At 66.1% G+C, this 15,065-nt stretch carries 11 protein-coding genes and 6 tRNA genes; 13 read left to right on the forward strand and 4 right to left on the reverse strand.

Going from position 1 to position 15,065, the window contains the following annotated elements; translation table 11 throughout:
- Nucleotides 1–88: 88 nt before the first annotated feature.
- The 8 genes from lon to Q9Q79_RS04415 all read left to right on the forward strand — a co-directional run bounded on the left by lon (nt 89) and on the right by Q9Q79_RS04415 (nt 5,822).
- Nucleotides 89–2,536 carry an endopeptidase La gene (lon, locus tag Q9Q79_RS04380; protein WP_012479268.1) on the forward strand — a complete coding sequence of 816 codons (2,448 nt, stop codon included), beginning with the start codon at nt 89–91 and terminating at the stop codon, nt 2,534–2,536.
- Between the two features lie 217 nt (nt 2,537–2,753).
- Nucleotides 2,754–3,026 carry an HU family DNA-binding protein gene (locus Q9Q79_RS04385; protein ID WP_005408270.1) on the forward strand — a complete coding sequence of 91 codons (273 nt, stop codon included), beginning with the start codon at nt 2,754–2,756 and terminating at the stop codon, nt 3,024–3,026.
- A gap of 11 nt (nt 3,027–3,037) precedes the next feature.
- Nucleotides 3,038–3,112 (forward strand) — tRNA-Val (locus Q9Q79_RS04390).
- Nucleotides 3,113–3,138: 26 nt separating this feature from the next.
- A tRNA-Asp gene (locus Q9Q79_RS04395) sits at nt 3,139–3,215 on the forward strand.
- Between the two features lie 83 nt (nt 3,216–3,298).
- Nucleotides 3,299–3,375: transfer RNA gene (locus Q9Q79_RS04400), tRNA-Asp, on the forward strand.
- 85 nt (nt 3,376–3,460) lie between these two features.
- Nucleotides 3,461–3,537 (forward strand) — tRNA-Asp (locus Q9Q79_RS04405).
- Between the two features lie 106 nt (nt 3,538–3,643).
- A tRNA-Asp gene (locus tag Q9Q79_RS04410) sits at nt 3,644–3,720 on the forward strand.
- A gap of 146 nt (nt 3,721–3,866) precedes the next feature.
- Nucleotides 3,867–5,822 carry a peptidyl-prolyl cis-trans isomerase gene (locus Q9Q79_RS04415; RefSeq protein ID WP_005408271.1) on the forward strand — a complete coding sequence of 652 codons (1,956 nt, stop codon included), beginning with the start codon at nt 3,867–3,869 and terminating at the stop codon, nt 5,820–5,822.
- 213 nt (nt 5,823–6,035) lie between these two features.
- Here the strand turns inward: Q9Q79_RS04415 and Q9Q79_RS04420 are convergent, their stop codons facing one another.
- Together Q9Q79_RS04420 and gloB are read right to left on the reverse strand one after the other, a co-directional pair.
- Complete coding sequence (locus Q9Q79_RS04420) at nt 6,036–7,235, reverse strand: lytic transglycosylase domain-containing protein (RefSeq protein WP_044569572.1); 1,200 nt, start codon at nt 7,233–7,235, stop codon at nt 6,036–6,038.
- The gene (gene gloB / locus Q9Q79_RS04425; protein WP_201861812.1) at nt 7,232–7,996 is read right to left on the reverse strand and encodes a hydroxyacylglutathione hydrolase; all 765 of its coding nucleotides are present in this window, start codon (nt 7,994–7,996) and stop codon (nt 7,232–7,234) included. The genes Q9Q79_RS04420 and gloB overlap by 4 nt, the downstream gene beginning before the upstream one ends.
- An 11-nt stretch (nt 7,997–8,007) precedes the next feature.
- Between gloB and Q9Q79_RS04430 the strand changes: the two genes are divergently transcribed.
- From Q9Q79_RS04430 to dnaQ, 3 genes are read left to right on the forward strand one after another with little or no spacing between them, the layout of a single operon-like run.
- Nucleotides 8,008–8,658, forward strand: coding sequence for a hypothetical protein (locus Q9Q79_RS04430; protein WP_012479271.1), 651 nt, complete (start codon nt 8,008–8,010; stop codon nt 8,656–8,658).
- A 13-nt stretch (nt 8,659–8,671) separates the two neighbouring features.
- On the forward strand, nt 8,672–9,124 hold the full coding sequence (gene rnhA, locus Q9Q79_RS04435; RefSeq protein WP_005408275.1) for a ribonuclease HI: 453 nt from the start codon (nt 8,672–8,674) through the stop codon (nt 9,122–9,124).
- A gap of 4 nt (nt 9,125–9,128) precedes the next feature.
- Nucleotides 9,129–9,860, forward strand: a complete 732-nt coding sequence (gene dnaQ / locus Q9Q79_RS04440) for a DNA polymerase III subunit epsilon (RefSeq protein WP_012479272.1) — start codon at nt 9,129–9,131, stop codon at nt 9,858–9,860.
- 111 nt (nt 9,861–9,971) lie between these two features.
- Here the strand turns inward: dnaQ and Q9Q79_RS04445 are convergent, their stop codons facing one another.
- Entirely contained in the window at nt 9,972–10,676 is a 705-nt protein-coding gene (locus Q9Q79_RS04445) for a PP2C family serine/threonine-protein phosphatase (protein WP_005408277.1), read from the reverse strand.
- Between the two features lie 164 nt (nt 10,677–10,840).
- Here Q9Q79_RS04445 and Q9Q79_RS04450 point away from each other — a divergent pair.
- Nucleotides 10,841–10,931, forward strand: a tRNA-Ser gene (locus tag Q9Q79_RS04450).
- Nucleotides 10,932–11,338: 407 nt separating this feature from the next.
- Here the strand turns inward: Q9Q79_RS04450 and Q9Q79_RS04455 are convergent.
- A complete protein-coding gene (locus Q9Q79_RS04455) occupies nt 11,339–14,350 on the reverse strand; it encodes an autotransporter domain-containing protein (RefSeq protein ID WP_076739498.1) in 3,012 nt (1,003 codons plus the stop codon).
- A 291-nt stretch (nt 14,351–14,641) separates the two neighbouring features.
- Between Q9Q79_RS04455 and Q9Q79_RS04460 the strand changes: the two genes are divergently transcribed.
- Nucleotides 14,642–15,046: a DUF6165 family protein gene (locus Q9Q79_RS04460; protein WP_005408281.1), complete on the forward strand. Its 405-nt coding sequence runs from the start codon at nt 14,642–14,644 to the stop codon at nt 15,044–15,046.
- Nucleotides 15,047–15,065 lie beyond the last annotated feature (19 nt).

Consider the following 15,065-nt stretch of genomic DNA (forward strand, 5'->3'; position numbering starts at 1 on the left):
CCGATGGCCCCATAACGGGGCCATCGGCTTTTTTTGTCTCCGGAAGATGCCCTCCCGGAGGCGGTTTTCCCCCTTCCCTGGAGCCCCCATGGCCCGTTCCCCAAGTGAAACCCTCGACCTGCCGGTCCTGCCGCTGCGCGACGTAGTGGTGTTCCCGCACATGGTCATCCCGCTGTTCGTCGGCCGTGACAAGTCCATGCACGCGCTCGAACAGGCAATGGAGGCGGACAAGCGCATCCTGCTGCTGGCGCAGAAGTCGGCCGAAACCGATGACCCGCATGCGGCCGACCTCTACCAGGTCGGTACGCTGGCGCAGGTGCTGCAGCTGCTGAAGCTGCCCGACGGCACCATCAAGGTGCTTGTCGAAGGACTGTCGCGCGTACAGGTCACCCACGTCGACGAGCGCAACGGCTCGCTGCACGGCCAGGCGGTGGAGATCGAGGCCACTGACGAGCGCGAAGCGCGCGAGGTCGAGGCCATCGCCCGCTCGCTGATGTCGCTGTTCGAGCAGTACGTCAAGACCAACCGCAAGCTGCCGCCGGAGCTGTTGCAGACGTTGTCGGGCATTGATGAGCCGGCGCGCCTGGCCGACACCATCGCCGCGCACATCAGCGTGCGCCTGGCCGACAAGCAGCGCCTGCTGGAAACGCTGGCCGTGGGCGACCGCCTGGAAATGCTGGTCGGCCTGGTCGACGGCGAGATCGACGTGCAGCAGATGGAGAAGCGCATCCGCGGCCGCGTGAAGTCGCAGATGGAGAAGAGCCAGCGCGAGTACTACCTCAACGAACAGATGAAGGCCATCCAGAAGGAACTGGGTGACCTGGACGACGCACCAGGCGAGCTGGAAGAACTGGCCCGCAAGATCGCCGAAGCCGGCATGCCGAAGGCCGTTGAAGCCAAGGCGCGCAACGAACTGAACAAGCTCAAGCAGATGTCGCCGATGTCGGCCGAAGCCGCGGTGGTGCGCAACTACCTGGAGTGGCTGCTGGGCGTGCCGTGGAAGAAGCGCAGCAAGGTGCGCAAGGACCTGAAGGCCGCGCAGGACACCCTCGACGCCGACCACTACGGCCTGGAGAAGGTCAAGGAGCGCATCCTTGAATACCTGGCGGTGCAGTCGCGCGTGAAGCAGATGAAGGGCCCGATCCTGTGCCTGGTCGGGCCGCCGGGCGTGGGCAAGACTTCGCTGGGCCAGTCCATCGCCAAGGCCACCAACCGCAAGTTCGTGCGCATGTCGCTGGGCGGCGTGCGCGACGAGGCCGAGATCCGTGGCCACCGCCGTACCTACGTCGGTTCGATGCCGGGCCGCATCGTGCAGAACCTCAACAAGGTCGGCAGCAAGAACCCGCTGTTCGTGCTCGACGAGATCGACAAGATGTCGATGGACTTCCGTGGCGATCCGTCTTCGGCGCTGCTGGAAGTGCTCGATCCGGAGCAGAACAACGCGTTCAACGACCACTACCTGGAAGTGGACCTGGACCTGTCCGAAGTGATGTTCGTGGCCACCTCGAACTCGCTCAACATTCCCGGCCCGCTGCTGGACCGCATGGAAGTGATCCGCATCCCCGGCTACACCGAGGATGAGAAGCTCAACATCGCCACCCGCTACCTGGTGCCCAAGCAGGTCAAGGCCAACGGCCTGCAGCCGGAAGAGCTGGAGATCGGCAGCGATGCCATCCAGGACATCGTGCGCTACTACACGCGCGAATCGGGCGTGCGCAACCTGGAACGCGAGATCGCCAAGATCTGCCGCAAGGTGGTGAAGGAGATCGCGCTGGCCGGCCCGCAGCCGGTGAAGGCGAAGAAGGGCGCGAAGAAGAAGGCGCTGGTGAGCGTGTCCAGCAAGAACCTGGACAAGTACCTGGGCGTGCGTCGCTTCGACTTCGGCCGTGCCGAGGAAGAGAACGAGATCGGCCTGGTCACCGGCCTGGCCTGGACCGAGGTCGGCGGCGATCTGCTGCAGATCGAATCGACGCTGGTGCCGGGCAAGGGCCAGCTGATCCTGACCGGCCAGCTCGGCAACGTGATGAAGGAATCGGCTTCAGCGGCGCTGTCGGTGGTGCGTTCGCGCGCGGTCGGCTTCGGCATCGACAGCGACTTCCTGCAGAAGCACGACGTGCACCTGCACGTGCCCGATGGCGCCACCCCGAAGGACGGCCCGAGCGCCGGTGCGGCAATGGTCACCTCGCTGGTGTCGATGCTGACCAAGGTGCCGGTGCGTGCCGATGTGGCGATGACCGGCGAGATCACCCTGCGTGGTCGCGTCACCGCCATCGGTGGCCTGAAGGAAAAGTTGCTGGCGGCACTGCGTGGCGGCATCCGCACGGTCATCATCCCGGAAGAGAACCGCAAGGACCTGGCCGACATTCCGGCCAACGTCACCCGCGATCTGAAGATCGTCCCGGTGAAGTACATCGAAGAGGTCCTGGACCTGGCGCTGGAGCGTCCGTTGGCACCGAAGAAGGCGCGCAAGAGTGCGCAGCGTGTCACGGTGCGCAGCAAGGCCAAACCGAGTGGAAGCGCGCGCGTCAAGCATTGACGCGCGCTGTCCAATGGCCCGAAACCCGCGTCATTGCTGGCTTTCCAGCTTGCGTGGGGGTAGGGCCACTGGTATAAAAGCAGCACTCGCGAATGAGTGATCGCTGTCAGCGATGACTGAATCGGCGAACCGTTTCCACATGGTGGCCGCATGCAGAAGGCATGCGGTTGCTTCCCTGTCGAATAAGCGGAACCCACCGCCAAAGGAGTTGTAGAGAATGAACAAGACCGAATTGATCGATGCCGTTGCTGAAGCTGCCGACCTGACCAAGGCCGAGTCCAGCCGCGCTGTCGATGCCGTCGTTGCTGCCATCACCAAGGCGCTGAAGGACGGCGATGCGGTCACCCTGGTTGGCTTCGGTACCTTCCAGGTCCGCGACCGTGCTGCACGCACCGGCCGCAACCCGAAGACCGGCGACACCATCAAGATCGCTGCTTCGAAGAATCCGTCGTTCAAGGCTGGCAAGGCCCTGAAGGATGCTGTAAACTAAGCGGCTCGCTGGGGTGCTTAGCTCAGCGGTAGAGCGTCTCCTTTACACGGAGAGGGTCGGGGGTTCGAAACCCTCAGCACCCACCACAGCACCGCGGTAAAAGTTTGAGTGTGGAGCGGTAGTTCAGCTGGTTAGAATGCTGGCCTGTCACGCCGGAGGTCGCGGGTTCGAGTCCCGTCCGCTCCGCCATTCAACGAGGCCTCCGGCCAAAAGCTGGAGGCTTTGTTTTCTTCCCGGTCCAGGCCGGCTGGAAAGCAAAAAAGCAACAATGCGGAGCGGTAGTTCAGCTGGTTAGAATGCTGGCCTGTCACGCCGGAGGTCGCGGGTTCGAGTCCCGTCCGCTCCGCCACTACATCGAGGCCCCCGGCCTGAAGCCGGGGGCCTTGTCTTCTCCCCGGAAGGTTCGGGAAGAAGGCGAAAGGTTTTGCAAGAACGGAGCGGTAGTTCAGCTGGTTAGAATGCTGGCCTGTCACGCCGGAGGTCGCGGGTTCGAGTCCCGTCCGCTCCGCCATTGCAGAATTCTTAAGTCCCTGTGAAAAAACTTTGAAAAAAGTGTTCACCGGGCTGGGTTTCCAGGGAGTCTTCGGATATACTGGGCGCCTGCAAAGTTTCAGCGCGGAGCGGTAGTTCAGCTGGTTAGAATGCTGGCCTGTCACGCCGGAGGTCGCGGGTTCGAGTCCCGTCCGCTCCGCCAACTCTAAAAGCCCTCGGCGCAAGCCGGGGGCTTTTTCTTTGTGCCGTCGGAAGCGGTGCGCAGGCCACGCCGGTGCTGCTTTTGGTCCCTGCGACGAAGCGGGTTACACTGCCGGGCTCGCCAATCAGGCCTTGTGATTCCTCACCATGCTGCAGAAACTCCGCGACAAGACCTCAGGCTGGATCGTCACCGTGATCCTGGGGCTGCTGATGATTCCGTTCCTGTTCGTGATCGACAACAGCTACCTCGGTGGCGTTGGCGCACAGAACGTGGCCAAGGTTTCCGCGCCGCCGACCTGGTGGCGTTCGGCACCGTCGTGGTGGCCGGTGCGCATGCTGTGGCAGCACCATGAGATCAGCGCGCAGGATTTCCGCACCCGCTTCGAGCAGGAGCGCATGCGTGAGCGCCAGCAGCAGGGCGAGAATTTCGACCCGCGCGCGTTTGAAAGCACCGAAAACAAGCTGGCCGTGCTCGATCAGCTGATCGACGAACAGGTCGTGCGCCTGGTCGGCGAGCAGGCCGGTGTCGTGATCGGCGATGGCGCGGTGCGCGAGTACATCGCCACCATCCCGGCCTTCCTCGATTCGAACGGCAAGTTCAACGAGAACAACTACCGGCTGGCGCTTGCCGGTGGCAATCCGCCGCGCACGCCGACCCAGTTCCAGGAACTGGTGCGTGAGAGCCTGCAGCAGTCGGTGATCCCGTCGGGCCTGCAGAACTCGGGCTTCGTTACCCAGTCCGAGACCGAGCGCCTGCTGAAGCTGCTGGGCGAGACCCGCGATGTCGAACTGGCCGCGCTGCCGGAAGTGCCGGCCGATACCGCGCCGGTGACCGACGCGCAGATCAAGCAGTGGTACGACAGCCATGGCAAGGACTTCCGCCAGGCCGAGAGCGTTTCGCTCGAGTACGTCGAGATCAATGGTGCGAACCTGCCGGCACCGACCGCCGCCGACGAAGCCACCCTGCGCAAGCGCTATGAAGACGAGAAGGCGAAGTTCACCACGCCGGAGCAGCGCCAGGCCTCGCATATCCTGATCACCGGCGACGGTGCCGAAGCCAAGGCGAACAAGATTGCCGCCGAAGCCAAGGCCGCCGGCGCCGACTTCGCTGCACTGGCCAAGGCCAACTCGGAAGACCCGGGTTCGAAGGGCCAGGGTGGTGACCTGGGTTGGGTCGAACGCGGCGCGATGGTCAAGCCGTTCGAAGATGCGCTGTTCGCTGCCAAGGCCGGTGACGTGATTGGTCCGGTCAAGACCGAGTTCGGCTATCACATCATCAAGGTTGCTGCGGTCCGTGGCGGCCAGGGCAAGTCCTTCGAGGAAGTGCGTGACACGCTGGCTGCCGAGCAGCTGAAGGCCGACGGCGAGCGCGGCTTCAACGAACTGGCCGGCCGTCTGGTCGACGCCATCAACAAGAGCCCGAGCGATCTGGCTGCCGCGGCCAAGGAAGTGAACCTGCCGCTGCAGACGCTGGGCCCGATCACCCGTGCCACCGCCAGTGGCATCGCCGCTGACCCGGGCGTGCTGCGTGCCGCCTTCTCCGACGTGCTCGTGCAGGACGGGACCGCCAGCGACCCGATCGCGCTGGGCGGCGCGACCAACCACAGTGTGGTCATCCGCGTGGCCGCACACACCCCGGAACAGGCCATGCCGCTGGACAAGGCGCGCGAGCAGGTGATCGCTGCGATCCGTGCCGACCGTCAGCGCCAGGCCAGCGACAAGGCGGCCGATGCCGTGCTGGCCAAGCTGAAGGCGGGCGCCACCCTGCAGTCGCTGGCGGCCAGCGAGAAGCTGCAGCTGAGCCCGATGCCGGGCCTGCCGCGCAGCCAGCCGGTACCGACGCCGGAAATCAACCGCGCGATCTTCAGCGCGCCGGTGCCGGCCGATGGCAAGCCGAGCTACGGCAAGGTCGATGTCAACGGCCATGCGTTGCTGTTCGCGGTGAACAAGGTGAACCCGGGCGACGTGAAGGAAGTGACCGCCGAGCAGCAGAAGCAGCTGAAGGACCAGCTGAGCCAGATCGATGGCATGGCTGCGGCCAAGGCCTATGTCGAGGCGATGCGCAAGAAGTTCGTGATCCAGACCACCGAAGCGAACCTGTAAGCCTCGCGGCGGGCAGGATCGAAGAAGGCCCGGCAATGCCGGGCCTTTTTTTGTCTTCGCGTCGTTTGTGGTGCGCTTGGCCTCTGGTAGTGGTCGAGCTTGCTCGACCGCCTTTTTGTAAGGTCGAGCCGTGCTCGACTGCATCCGCTGGGCGCAGGCATGAAAAAGCCGAGCATGGGCTCGGCTCTATACGGGAGGCGCTTGGCCTGTGCGTCAATCCTCGACGCGCAGCACCGCGCCAGGCTTCAGCACGCTGCTGCCGCTCAGGCCGTTCAGCGACAGCAGGGCCTTGACCGGCATGCCGTAGCGGCGGGCGATGGTCCAGGCCGACTCGCCATCACGCACGGTGTGGCGGCGGCTGCGCGGACGGTCGGCGATCGCGGCGACGGTTCTGGTGACCTGCGGCGTCGGTACAGCGGCCGCCACCGGTGCGGTGGTGGCGACCAGCGCGGTCGCTGCCTCCGCTACCGTCGCATTTGCGGCCGAGACCGGCGCCAGCACGCGGGTGGTACCCGAGGGGCGGCCACCGGAGGCCAGGGCCGGGTTGAGGCGGGCGATCCTGGCAGGGTCCAGGGCGCGCTGTGCGGCCCACTGCTGCACGCTGGTGCCCGCAGGCAGGGTGTGGTCCTTCAGCACCGGCACGGTGCGGTCCAGCGAGGCCATCACGCCAGGCTGGTCTTCCACGTCTTCCAGCACGCAGGCCAGGGCATGCAGCTTCTCGACGTAGGCATGGGTGACCGGCGACAGGCCGGGCAGCGCCGAAGGCTTGGCGTTCTGCGCGTTCATGCCAGCCTTGCGCATGGACTGCAGCACGCGGTATTCGCCGGCGTTGTAGGCCATCGTGGCCAGGCGCCAGTCGCCGCCGAACATGCCGTGCAGGGTCTTCAGGTAGCGCACTGCGGCTTGGGTCGAATCGACCGCCGACAGGCGGCCGTCATAGCCGTTGGTCATCGGCACGCGATGGTTGCGCGCGGTGGTGGCGATGAACTGCCACAGGCCGGTCGGGCCGCTGCCATTGCGGGCATTGGGCCGGTAGCCGCTTTCCACGAAGGGAATCAGCGCGAACTCGGTGGGCAGGTCGGCCTTGCGCAGCTCTTCGACCACGTAGCCGAACAGCACCAGCGCATCGTCATCCTGGTTGGCCAGGCGCGATGGGGCGTGGGCGAACTGCTTCTGCCAGCGCGGGCTGGTGGCCTCGGCGTCGCAGCTGGGTTCGGCCAGTCCGTCGCGGAAGCTGGTGAAGATCTCCTGGCCGTTGCGCACCGAAGCGGCGGGCAGCGCAGCCGGATCCAGCGGCAGGGCCGCAGCGGCGGTCAGGTTCTGGCTGATGCCGGCGCCCAGCGACTGTGCGCCCGCGGTTCCGGCCAGCCCCAGGGCAAGGCCCAGGGCCAGCGGCAGACTTCGGCGCATCATGCGCGGAAGCCGTCTTTCCAGTGCCGGAGACCGGCCATCACGTCGACGTCGTCAACGACGTCACGGCCCAGGTGTGCCGAGACCGACGCACGGATCGGCGCCGCGTGCACACGCAGGAAGGGATTGCAGTCGAATTCGTTGGCCAGGGTTACCGGCAGGGTGGAACGGTCATCGCGGCGCATGGCCAAAGCCTCCTCTTGGCGCTGCCACAGGGCAGCGTTGGCGGGGTCGACATGCCGCGCGAAGACGGCATTTGACACGGTGTACTCGTGGGCGCAACAAAGCAGCAGTTGCGCGGGCAAGGTACCCAGCTTGCGCATCGATGCCAGCAGCTGGGACGGCGTACCTTCGAACAGACGTCCACAGCCCAGGCTGAACAACGAATCTCCGCTGAAAAGATGTTCAGCAGTGTGAAACGCGATGTGGCTGCGGGTATGCCCGGGCACGGATAGTACGTGGAACGTCCGGCCCAGTGCCTGAACGCGTTCACCGTCGCCGACCCGTCCGGTGGCCGTGGGGATGCGCTCTTCGACCGGCGCGATGACCCGTACACCGGGAAAGCGAGCCTGCAGTGCGGGCACGCCACCGATGTGGTCGTCGTGGTGGTGGGTGAGCAGGATCGTGTCCACGCGCAGGCCCTGATCGGCCAGTGCGAGCACTGGCGCGGCATCGCCGGGGTCGACGACCACGGCAGTGCCATCGTCGGCGATCAGCGTCCAGATGTAGTTATCCGCAAATGCGGGCAGGGCAGTCAGTCGCATAGAATTGGACCATGCCCGCGCTGCAGAGCACCCGTCAAGCGAGCCAGACCCCGTGGTTCGACAGTGAGCCGGCGGCGGCGCTGCGCGTTCTGGAACGGCAGTTGCTGCTTCCGCAGCTGTCGGCGCTGCCCGCGCAGCCCTGGCTGTGGATCGCGCCGAGTGCGGCCTGGCTGGAGGATGCGCAGCTGGGTGGGCGCGGCCTGCGCCTGTACCGGCAGGGGTCGGGACCGGGCTATGACGGCGATGCCCGCTGCGGGCTGCCCTTGCCTTTGGCCAACGAGAGCGTCAATGCGATCGTGCTGCAGCATGTCACCACCGGCGATGCCCACCTGCTGCTCGACGAGTGCGAGCGCGTATTGATGCCGGGCGGCCATCTGTGGCTGAGCAGCCTCAATCCGTTCAGCCCCTACCGCACGCACTGGCGGCAGCATGGGCTGGTGGTGCGTACGCCGCAGCGGATCCGCCTGCTGCTCGGCCGCCATGGCCTGGAGTGCGACGATATGCGCTACCTCGGCCCGCTCTGGCGCGGTGCCGGCAGCCGTCGCCCGGGGGGCTGGGCGCCATTGCGCGCGGCCTGCCTGTTCCATGCGGAGAAACGCACGCTGGCCCTGCCCGGGCCGAAACCGCTGCCGGTGCGCTGGCACGGCACCGTTGCTACCTGATTCTGGAGCTGTATTGAAAACCATCGAAATCCACACCGACGGATCCTGCCTCGGCAATCCCGGCCCCGGCGGCTGGGCTGCGTTGCTGCGCTACAAGGGCCACGAGCGCGAGCTCAGTGGCGGTGAAGCGCACACCACCAACAACCGGATGGAGCTGATGGCGGCCATTTCCGGGCTGGAGACGCTGACCGAGCCGTGCAACATCGTGCTCTACACCGACTCGCAGTACGTGCGGCAGGGCCTGACCCAGTGGATGCCCGGCTGGATCCGCAAGAACTGGAAGACCGCTGGCGGTGATCCGGTGAAGAACCGCGAGCTGTGGGAGCGCCTGCACGCGGCCACGCTGCGGCACCAGATCGACTGGCGCTGGGTGAAGGGCCACTCCGGCGACCCGGACAATGAGCGGGTGGATACCCTGGCCCGCAACGCGGCGATCCAGATCCGCGACGCCAGCCCGGTAAACTGAGCCCATGCGTCAGATCATCCTCGATACCGAAACCACCGGCCTGGAGTGGAAGAAGGGCAACCGCATCGTCGAAATCGGCTGCGTGGAGCTGTTCAAGCGCCGCCCGACCGGCAACAACTACCACCAGTACATCAAGCCGGACTGCGAGTTCGAACAGGGAGCCCAGGAAGTCACCGGCCTGACCCTGGAGTTCCTCGATGACAAGCCTGAATTCGCGCAGATCGCCGATGAGTTCCTGGCGTTCATCGATGGCGCCGAGCTGATCATCCACAACGCGGCGTTCGACCTTGGCTTCCTCGACAACGAGTTGTCGCTGCTGGGGCCGCAGTACGGGAAGATCACCGATCGCTGCACGGTCATCGATACCCTGGCGATGGCGCGTGAGCGCTTCCCGGGCCAGCGCAACTCGCTGGATGCGCTGTGCAAGCGGCTGGGCGTGGACAACTCGCACCGTGCGCTGCATGGCGGCCTGCTCGATGCGCAGATCCTGGGCGATGTCTATATCGCACTGACCTCGGGCCAGGAAGAGATCGGCTTCGGCCTGGGCGATGACGACGGCGGCGGTGCCGGCGCGGCGTTGCAGGCTTTCGATACCAGCAAGCTGCTGCCGCGTCCGCGCGTGGTGGCTACGCCGTCGGAACTGGAAGCGCACGCTGCGCGGCTGGAACGGCTGCGCAAGAAGGCCGGCCACGCACTGTGGGATGGCCCGAAGGTGGAAGAGCCCGCCAGCGCGTAATACATCGAGGTAGTGCCGGCCGCTGGCCGGCATCGTCCTGATACGAGGTTCCCCGGGTGAGCCGGCCAGCGGCCGGCACTACCGCCTCCACGCACGGCGTGGCTCTACCGGTTAATGGCAGCGCACCAGGATCACGCTGATGTTGTCACGGCCACCGCCATCGAGTGCGGCGGCGACCAGCGTATCCACGCATTCCTGCGCGCTGGCATCTTCGAATGCCAGGGTGCGGGCGATGCCGCGGTCATCCACTTCCTCGGTGAGACCGTCACTGCACAGCAGCAGCTGCATGCCCGGACGCAGCTCACCACTGGTGGTGGCCACGTTCAGGTGGGCTGGATCGGTCACGCCCAGTGCCTGGGTGACCACGTTGCGATGCGGATGCGCGCGTGCCTGTTCGGCGGTCAGGTTGCCCTGCGCGACCAGTTCCTGCACCACGCTGTGGTCCTGGCTGAGCTGCGCCAGCTGACCGTCGCGCCACAGGTAGGCGCGGCTGTCGCCGACCCAGGCCACTTCATAGCGGTTGCCCTGCACACGCGCGGCGACCACGGTGGTGCCCATCGGCAACGTGTCGTTGCGCCGGCGCGAGGCGCGGATGATCTCTTCGTCGGCAGTGCGGATGGCCTGTGCCAGCGGTGCTCCGCGGCGGATCTCGCGCACGATGGTTTCGCGTGCCAGTGCACTGGCCACTTCGCCGCAGGCATGCCCGCCCATGCCGTCGGCCACCAGCCACAGGGCCAGCTCGCTGTCACCGTAGTAGGTGTCCTCGTTGAGCTCGCGGCGCATGCCGGGGTGGGTGAGGTGTCCGAATTCGATCATGGTAGGCAGGGCGGGGTATTGCCGGGGAGACAGGCATCATCGGGTGGCCGCAGGCATCCGGCAAGGCATGTGCCCAGGAAATTTTCAGTTCGTTGGCCGGAATGACTTGTCGTCGGCCTCACTTCCTCGTATGATGCGCGTCCCCGGTCCGCCGGGGACCACCCGGAGAGGTGGCAGAGTGGTTGAATGTACCTGACTCGAAATCAGGCAGGCGTTTATAGCGCCTCGGGGGTTCGAATCCCCCCCTCTCCGCCAGATAAAAGAAAAGGGCTGCCGAAAGGCAGCCCTTTTCTTTTATCTGGCGCGGGACACGACGCGCGTTTCGCGCGTCGCCCCACACGTTGCGTCGCAACGCGCGGGCCCCTCCCTTTGCCTGCCTCTCCCCGCCCCTGTCGGGGCAGCCCCTCAACAGAGGGGCTTGCTTCTCCAGATGGTTCCGGGCGTGGATGCGGCATTGATGACTTCCTTGTCTCTGCGGGAATAGAAGAGGGCTGCCGAAAGGCACCCTTTTTCTTTCATCTGGCGCGGGACGCGACGCGCGTTTCGCGCGTCGCCCCACACGTTGCGCCGCCCGTTGCCCGCTGGGTGCATCCACGCACGGCGTGGAAGGCAAGGCCATTCGCACAGGGCGGGGATCCATGCCCTGTGCGAATGGCGTGTGCTCAGAACGTGTAGCCCAGCCCCAGCTGTATGCCGTTCTGGGTCTGGCCGTCGCGCCGCTCGCCCACGTAATCAACCATCACCGACAGGCGCTTGCTGGCACGGCTGGTCACGCCCAGGTTCCAGGTCAGGACCTGCTCACCGACGGGCTGGCTGCTGGCACTGAACAGCAGGTCCGGGGCGGCGGCGAAGCCGTTGCTGTAGCGGGCCTGGGTATCGCCCAGCTCCTTCTGCCAGACCACGCGGGCCCGCGGGGTGATGCGCTCGCCGTTGTTGCCGTCGAAGGTCTTGAACAACTGCAGGCCGGCGCCTACGCGGATGCTTTCCAGGCTGCCACTGCGGCCGATGAGTGCGGCTGCGTCCTGGCCTTCGTTGAAGTGCGTGGCCGAGGTGCGCATGTAGTCGAACACCGGCAGCAGCGGCTGTATCACCACGCCGTTGCCGGTGGTGAACGAGAACGCATGCTCCACGCGCGCGGAAATCGCGTCGTTGCTGTACTTCGCGCGCAGCGGTGCCTGCAGGCCCTCGATCCCCTCGATGCTGCGACGGGTGTCGTGGCGAAGATCGGTGTAGCGGACGGCGGCGGACAGGTAGCCACGCGAATAGAGCGCGTCCACGTAGCCGCCGATATCCAGCGCGCGGACATCGCCGCTGAATCCTGCACCTTCGCTGGACCGGGTCGACATGTCGGCCGCGGCAAGGCTCACGCCCAGTGTCACGCGGTCGTCTGCCAGACGGGTATCGGCACCAAGCGCGATGCCGCCGATGGTGTGGTTCAGGCCGGCGACGCCCGCACCACCCTCGATACGGCCATGGCTGCCGAACCCGCGCGCCCAGAAGCTGCGGTTGTGTCCGGCGTCGCCCGCATCACTGCCTGCATCTGCCGGTGCGACCAGGTGCATCGCCAGCTGGTTGAACAGGCGACTGCCGGTCGTTGCCGATTGCGCCGAGGCGGTCTGCGCGGCCTGTGCTGCCAGGCCGTCCGCATCGCCACCGCTGCGCGATGCTGCCTGGTGCTGCTGCACGACGTTGCCGATGCTGCCGACCAGTGCGGTATCGGCCAGGCGCAGGCTGGCATGCGCGTCGCCGCGCAATGCTCCCGCCTGGCGCGCGATGTCATCGCGGTCAGCGAACTGCAGGGCACCCAGCAGTCCGCTCATCGAGGAAGTGCGCTGTGCAGCCGCCTGTTGCAGTGCGATGCCCAGGCCGTCGCCGGACGGGGCATTGCCGAACAAGCGTGTGTCGTCGAAGGAGGGATTGGCGGTCAGCCACAGGCCACTGCCGGTCTGGTTGACGGTGAAGCTGAGCAGTGAATTGTGGCGAGGGCGGAATACGGCGCCGGGAGCGGTGAGGTCCACCGCGCTGCCGGCCTCGCCACTGCGCTCGACGTACTGGAAGCGCCCTTCGATGAAGTCCGACACCGGTGCTGCGCGGGTCAGGGTATCGGGCGTAGCGGTGCGGCACCACAAGCCGGCGTACTCACCGTTCGACGGGCCGCAGGGGGCGACGGGCAGCTGCAGGGCGCTGGCATCCACCTGGGTTCCGACCAGATGGTTCTGCTGGCCTGCCGGGAAGAACGCCTGCTTGATGTCCAGCGTCAGCCTGGCGCTGGGGGCAATGCTCAGCACGGCGCGGTTGATGTTGCCGTACAGGTTGTAGTCACCGGACCGCCGGTCCTCTTCGACCAGGAAGTAGCGGGCTTCTTCCAGCGTCAGTGCCGGTGCGGTGCGCTGGCTGTCGACCTGGAAGGCCAGGTTCGCGCCATCGTTGAGGTTGATGTAGCGCCCCTTGCCGATCCGGAAGCGTTCGCTGGTGAACACGTCGTCGCCACCCGGCGCGAGTGCTTCCAGCGAGTAGGGGCGCATGACGATGCCGGAGGGCGCGAGCGTTCCGCCCTCGTTGATGTCGATCGTGGCATTCAATGAACCGTGTCCGGTCAGCACGCCGCCGCGTTCGACCACGGTCAGGCTGCGCAGTGCGCCCTGCTGCAGCTCGATGCGCCCGCCATTGCGGGCGCCGATGGCTTCGGCGTGGTGGATCCAGCCATTCTGCTGCAGGCGCAGGGTGCCGCCATCGGCCACCACATACTGGGCGGCGGAGGCGGTATCCAGTGACCAGACACCGCCCTTGCCGATGCGGATCACACCGAAGGCGTCGTCCAGCCGGATGTCCGGGGTCGATTGCTGGAAGTAGCGCAGGTTGGCCAGCGCATTGGTGTAGCGCCCGCGCACGGCCAGGTTCGGATTGAGGTCTCCGCTCACGTCCTTGTCGATGGAAAGCACGTCGCCAGGCTGGACGTAACCGGCTTCGGTAACGACGCGATCACTGTAGAAGGTGACACCGGGATACGCGGTGCAGTTGCCTGCCGCGCTCTGGTCGCGGGTCGGGCAGAAGCGCGTGGCCACGGCCGCCACGTTCGGGTCGAAGTAGCGCAGGAAGCCCGACTGCTGGGTCAGTTCATAGTGCGCCTGGACGATGCGCGCTTCGATGACCGCGAAGTCGGTCGGGCCGAACATGTCCCGGTAGTACTTGATGTACTTGTCCTGCCCCGGGTACGGGGTAGGGCCGTTCGGGCCGGATTCGCCATGGATGCCCAGCACCGTCTCCGTGTAGTTGCCGTGCGCTGGCAGCAGGCCGAACTGCGTGACCTTGCGCTTCACGCCGGCAACGAAGGCGTCGGCGCAGGCCGAGTAGCAGCCGCCGTCCAGCACGGTATCCAGCCCATGCTGGCGGATGATGGCGCCCATGCCCACGCCACCGGAGGCGGCCCCGCCCGGCGAGTTGCGGAACACCACCTGGCGCAGCGGCGTACCACGGGCCTGCGCGGCCAGGATGTAGGCCTCCAGCGTCTGCGGATCGGTCGCCAGCACGTTGCCGGTGTAGTAGAGCGTGTCTCCATTCACATGGAAGGCACTGGCATGGGCCTGCGGCGCGGCAGCGATGCCGAGAAGTGCAACAAGGGCACTGCCGAGGACGGTGGCGCGACGGGTGGGGAGGGCGGGATATCGATGCATGCGGAGTTCCACGGAAAGGAGTGAAGTGCGGTTGCCGCCCCTTTTTCGCTGCATGAACACGCTGATGCGGCGTGGTTTCAACACGTTGCAGCCTGGGCAGGGCGGGTCGCGCGCGCTCGGCCGTTGGACTGGCCGGGCGAGGAGGGCGACAGGCCGCCTCTCCAGACCGCTAACGCAGCTGCGGGGGGATCTCCCCCAGTCATCGCGCTCGGCTGACCCTGCAGGCGACGGGGCGCAGCGTTTGCGCCGCGCGGGTTACCATGTATGCATCACCTGCTGGAGCCTTCCCCGATGAGCGCTGAAATCCTTGTCCCCGTGTCCTTCGGCGAGCTGCTGGACAAGATCTCGATCCTGCAGATCAAGTCCGAGCGCATCAGCGACGAGGGCAAGCTGGCCAACGTGCGCAGGGAGCTGTCGGCGCTGGAGCAGACCTGGATGGCGCACCCGGCGGCGGTGAAGGACATCGCCAAGCTGCGTGCCGAGCTGAAGGCGGTCAACGAGCAGCTGTGGGACATCGAGGACGACATCCGCCTGAAGGAAAAGGCGCAGGCGTTCGACCAGGGCTTCGTCGATCTGGCGCGCAGCGTCTACCTGCGCAACGACGAGCGTGCGCGCATCAAGAAGGCGATCAACCTGGCGCTGGGCTCGGCGTACGTGGAAGAGAAGTCCTACCAGGATTACGCGCAGCGCGCGTAATCCCGGCGGCCAAAAGGGG

The organism is Stenotrophomonas sp. a6, assembly GCF_030913325.1.
GTDB classification, from domain to species: Bacteria; Pseudomonadota; Gammaproteobacteria; order Xanthomonadales; family Xanthomonadaceae; genus Stenotrophomonas; species Stenotrophomonas maltophilia.

Coding starts and splice junctions, on each gene's coding strand:
- lon (WP_012479268.1), top strand. CDS start 89: ATGGCCCGTTCCCCAAGTGAAACCCTCGACCTGCCGGTCCTGCCGCTG.
- Q9Q79_RS04385 (WP_005408270.1), top strand. CDS start 2,754: ATGAACAAGACCGAATTGATCGATGCCGTTGCTGAAGCTGCCGACCTG.
- Q9Q79_RS04415 (WP_005408271.1), top strand. CDS start 3,867: ATGCTGCAGAAACTCCGCGACAAGACCTCAGGCTGGATCGTCACCGTG.
- Q9Q79_RS04420 (WP_044569572.1), bottom strand. CDS start 7,235: ATGATGCGCCGAAGTCTGCCGCTGGCCCTGGGCCTTGCCCTGGGGCTG.
- gloB (WP_201861812.1), bottom strand. CDS start 7,996: ATGCGACTGACTGCCCTGCCCGCATTTGCGGATAACTACATCTGGACG.
- Q9Q79_RS04430 (WP_012479271.1), top strand. CDS start 8,008: ATGCCCGCGCTGCAGAGCACCCGTCAAGCGAGCCAGACCCCGTGGTTC.
- dnaQ (WP_012479272.1), top strand. CDS start 9,129: ATGCGTCAGATCATCCTCGATACCGAAACCACCGGCCTGGAGTGGAAG.
- Q9Q79_RS04445 (WP_005408277.1), bottom strand. CDS start 10,676: ATGATCGAATTCGGACACCTCACCCACCCCGGCATGCGCCGCGAGCTC.
- Q9Q79_RS04455 (WP_076739498.1), bottom strand. CDS start 14,350: ATGCATCGATATCCCGCCCTCCCCACCCGTCGCGCCACCGTCCTCGGC.
- Q9Q79_RS04460 (WP_005408281.1), top strand. CDS start 14,642: ATGAGCGCTGAAATCCTTGTCCCCGTGTCCTTCGGCGAGCTGCTGGAC.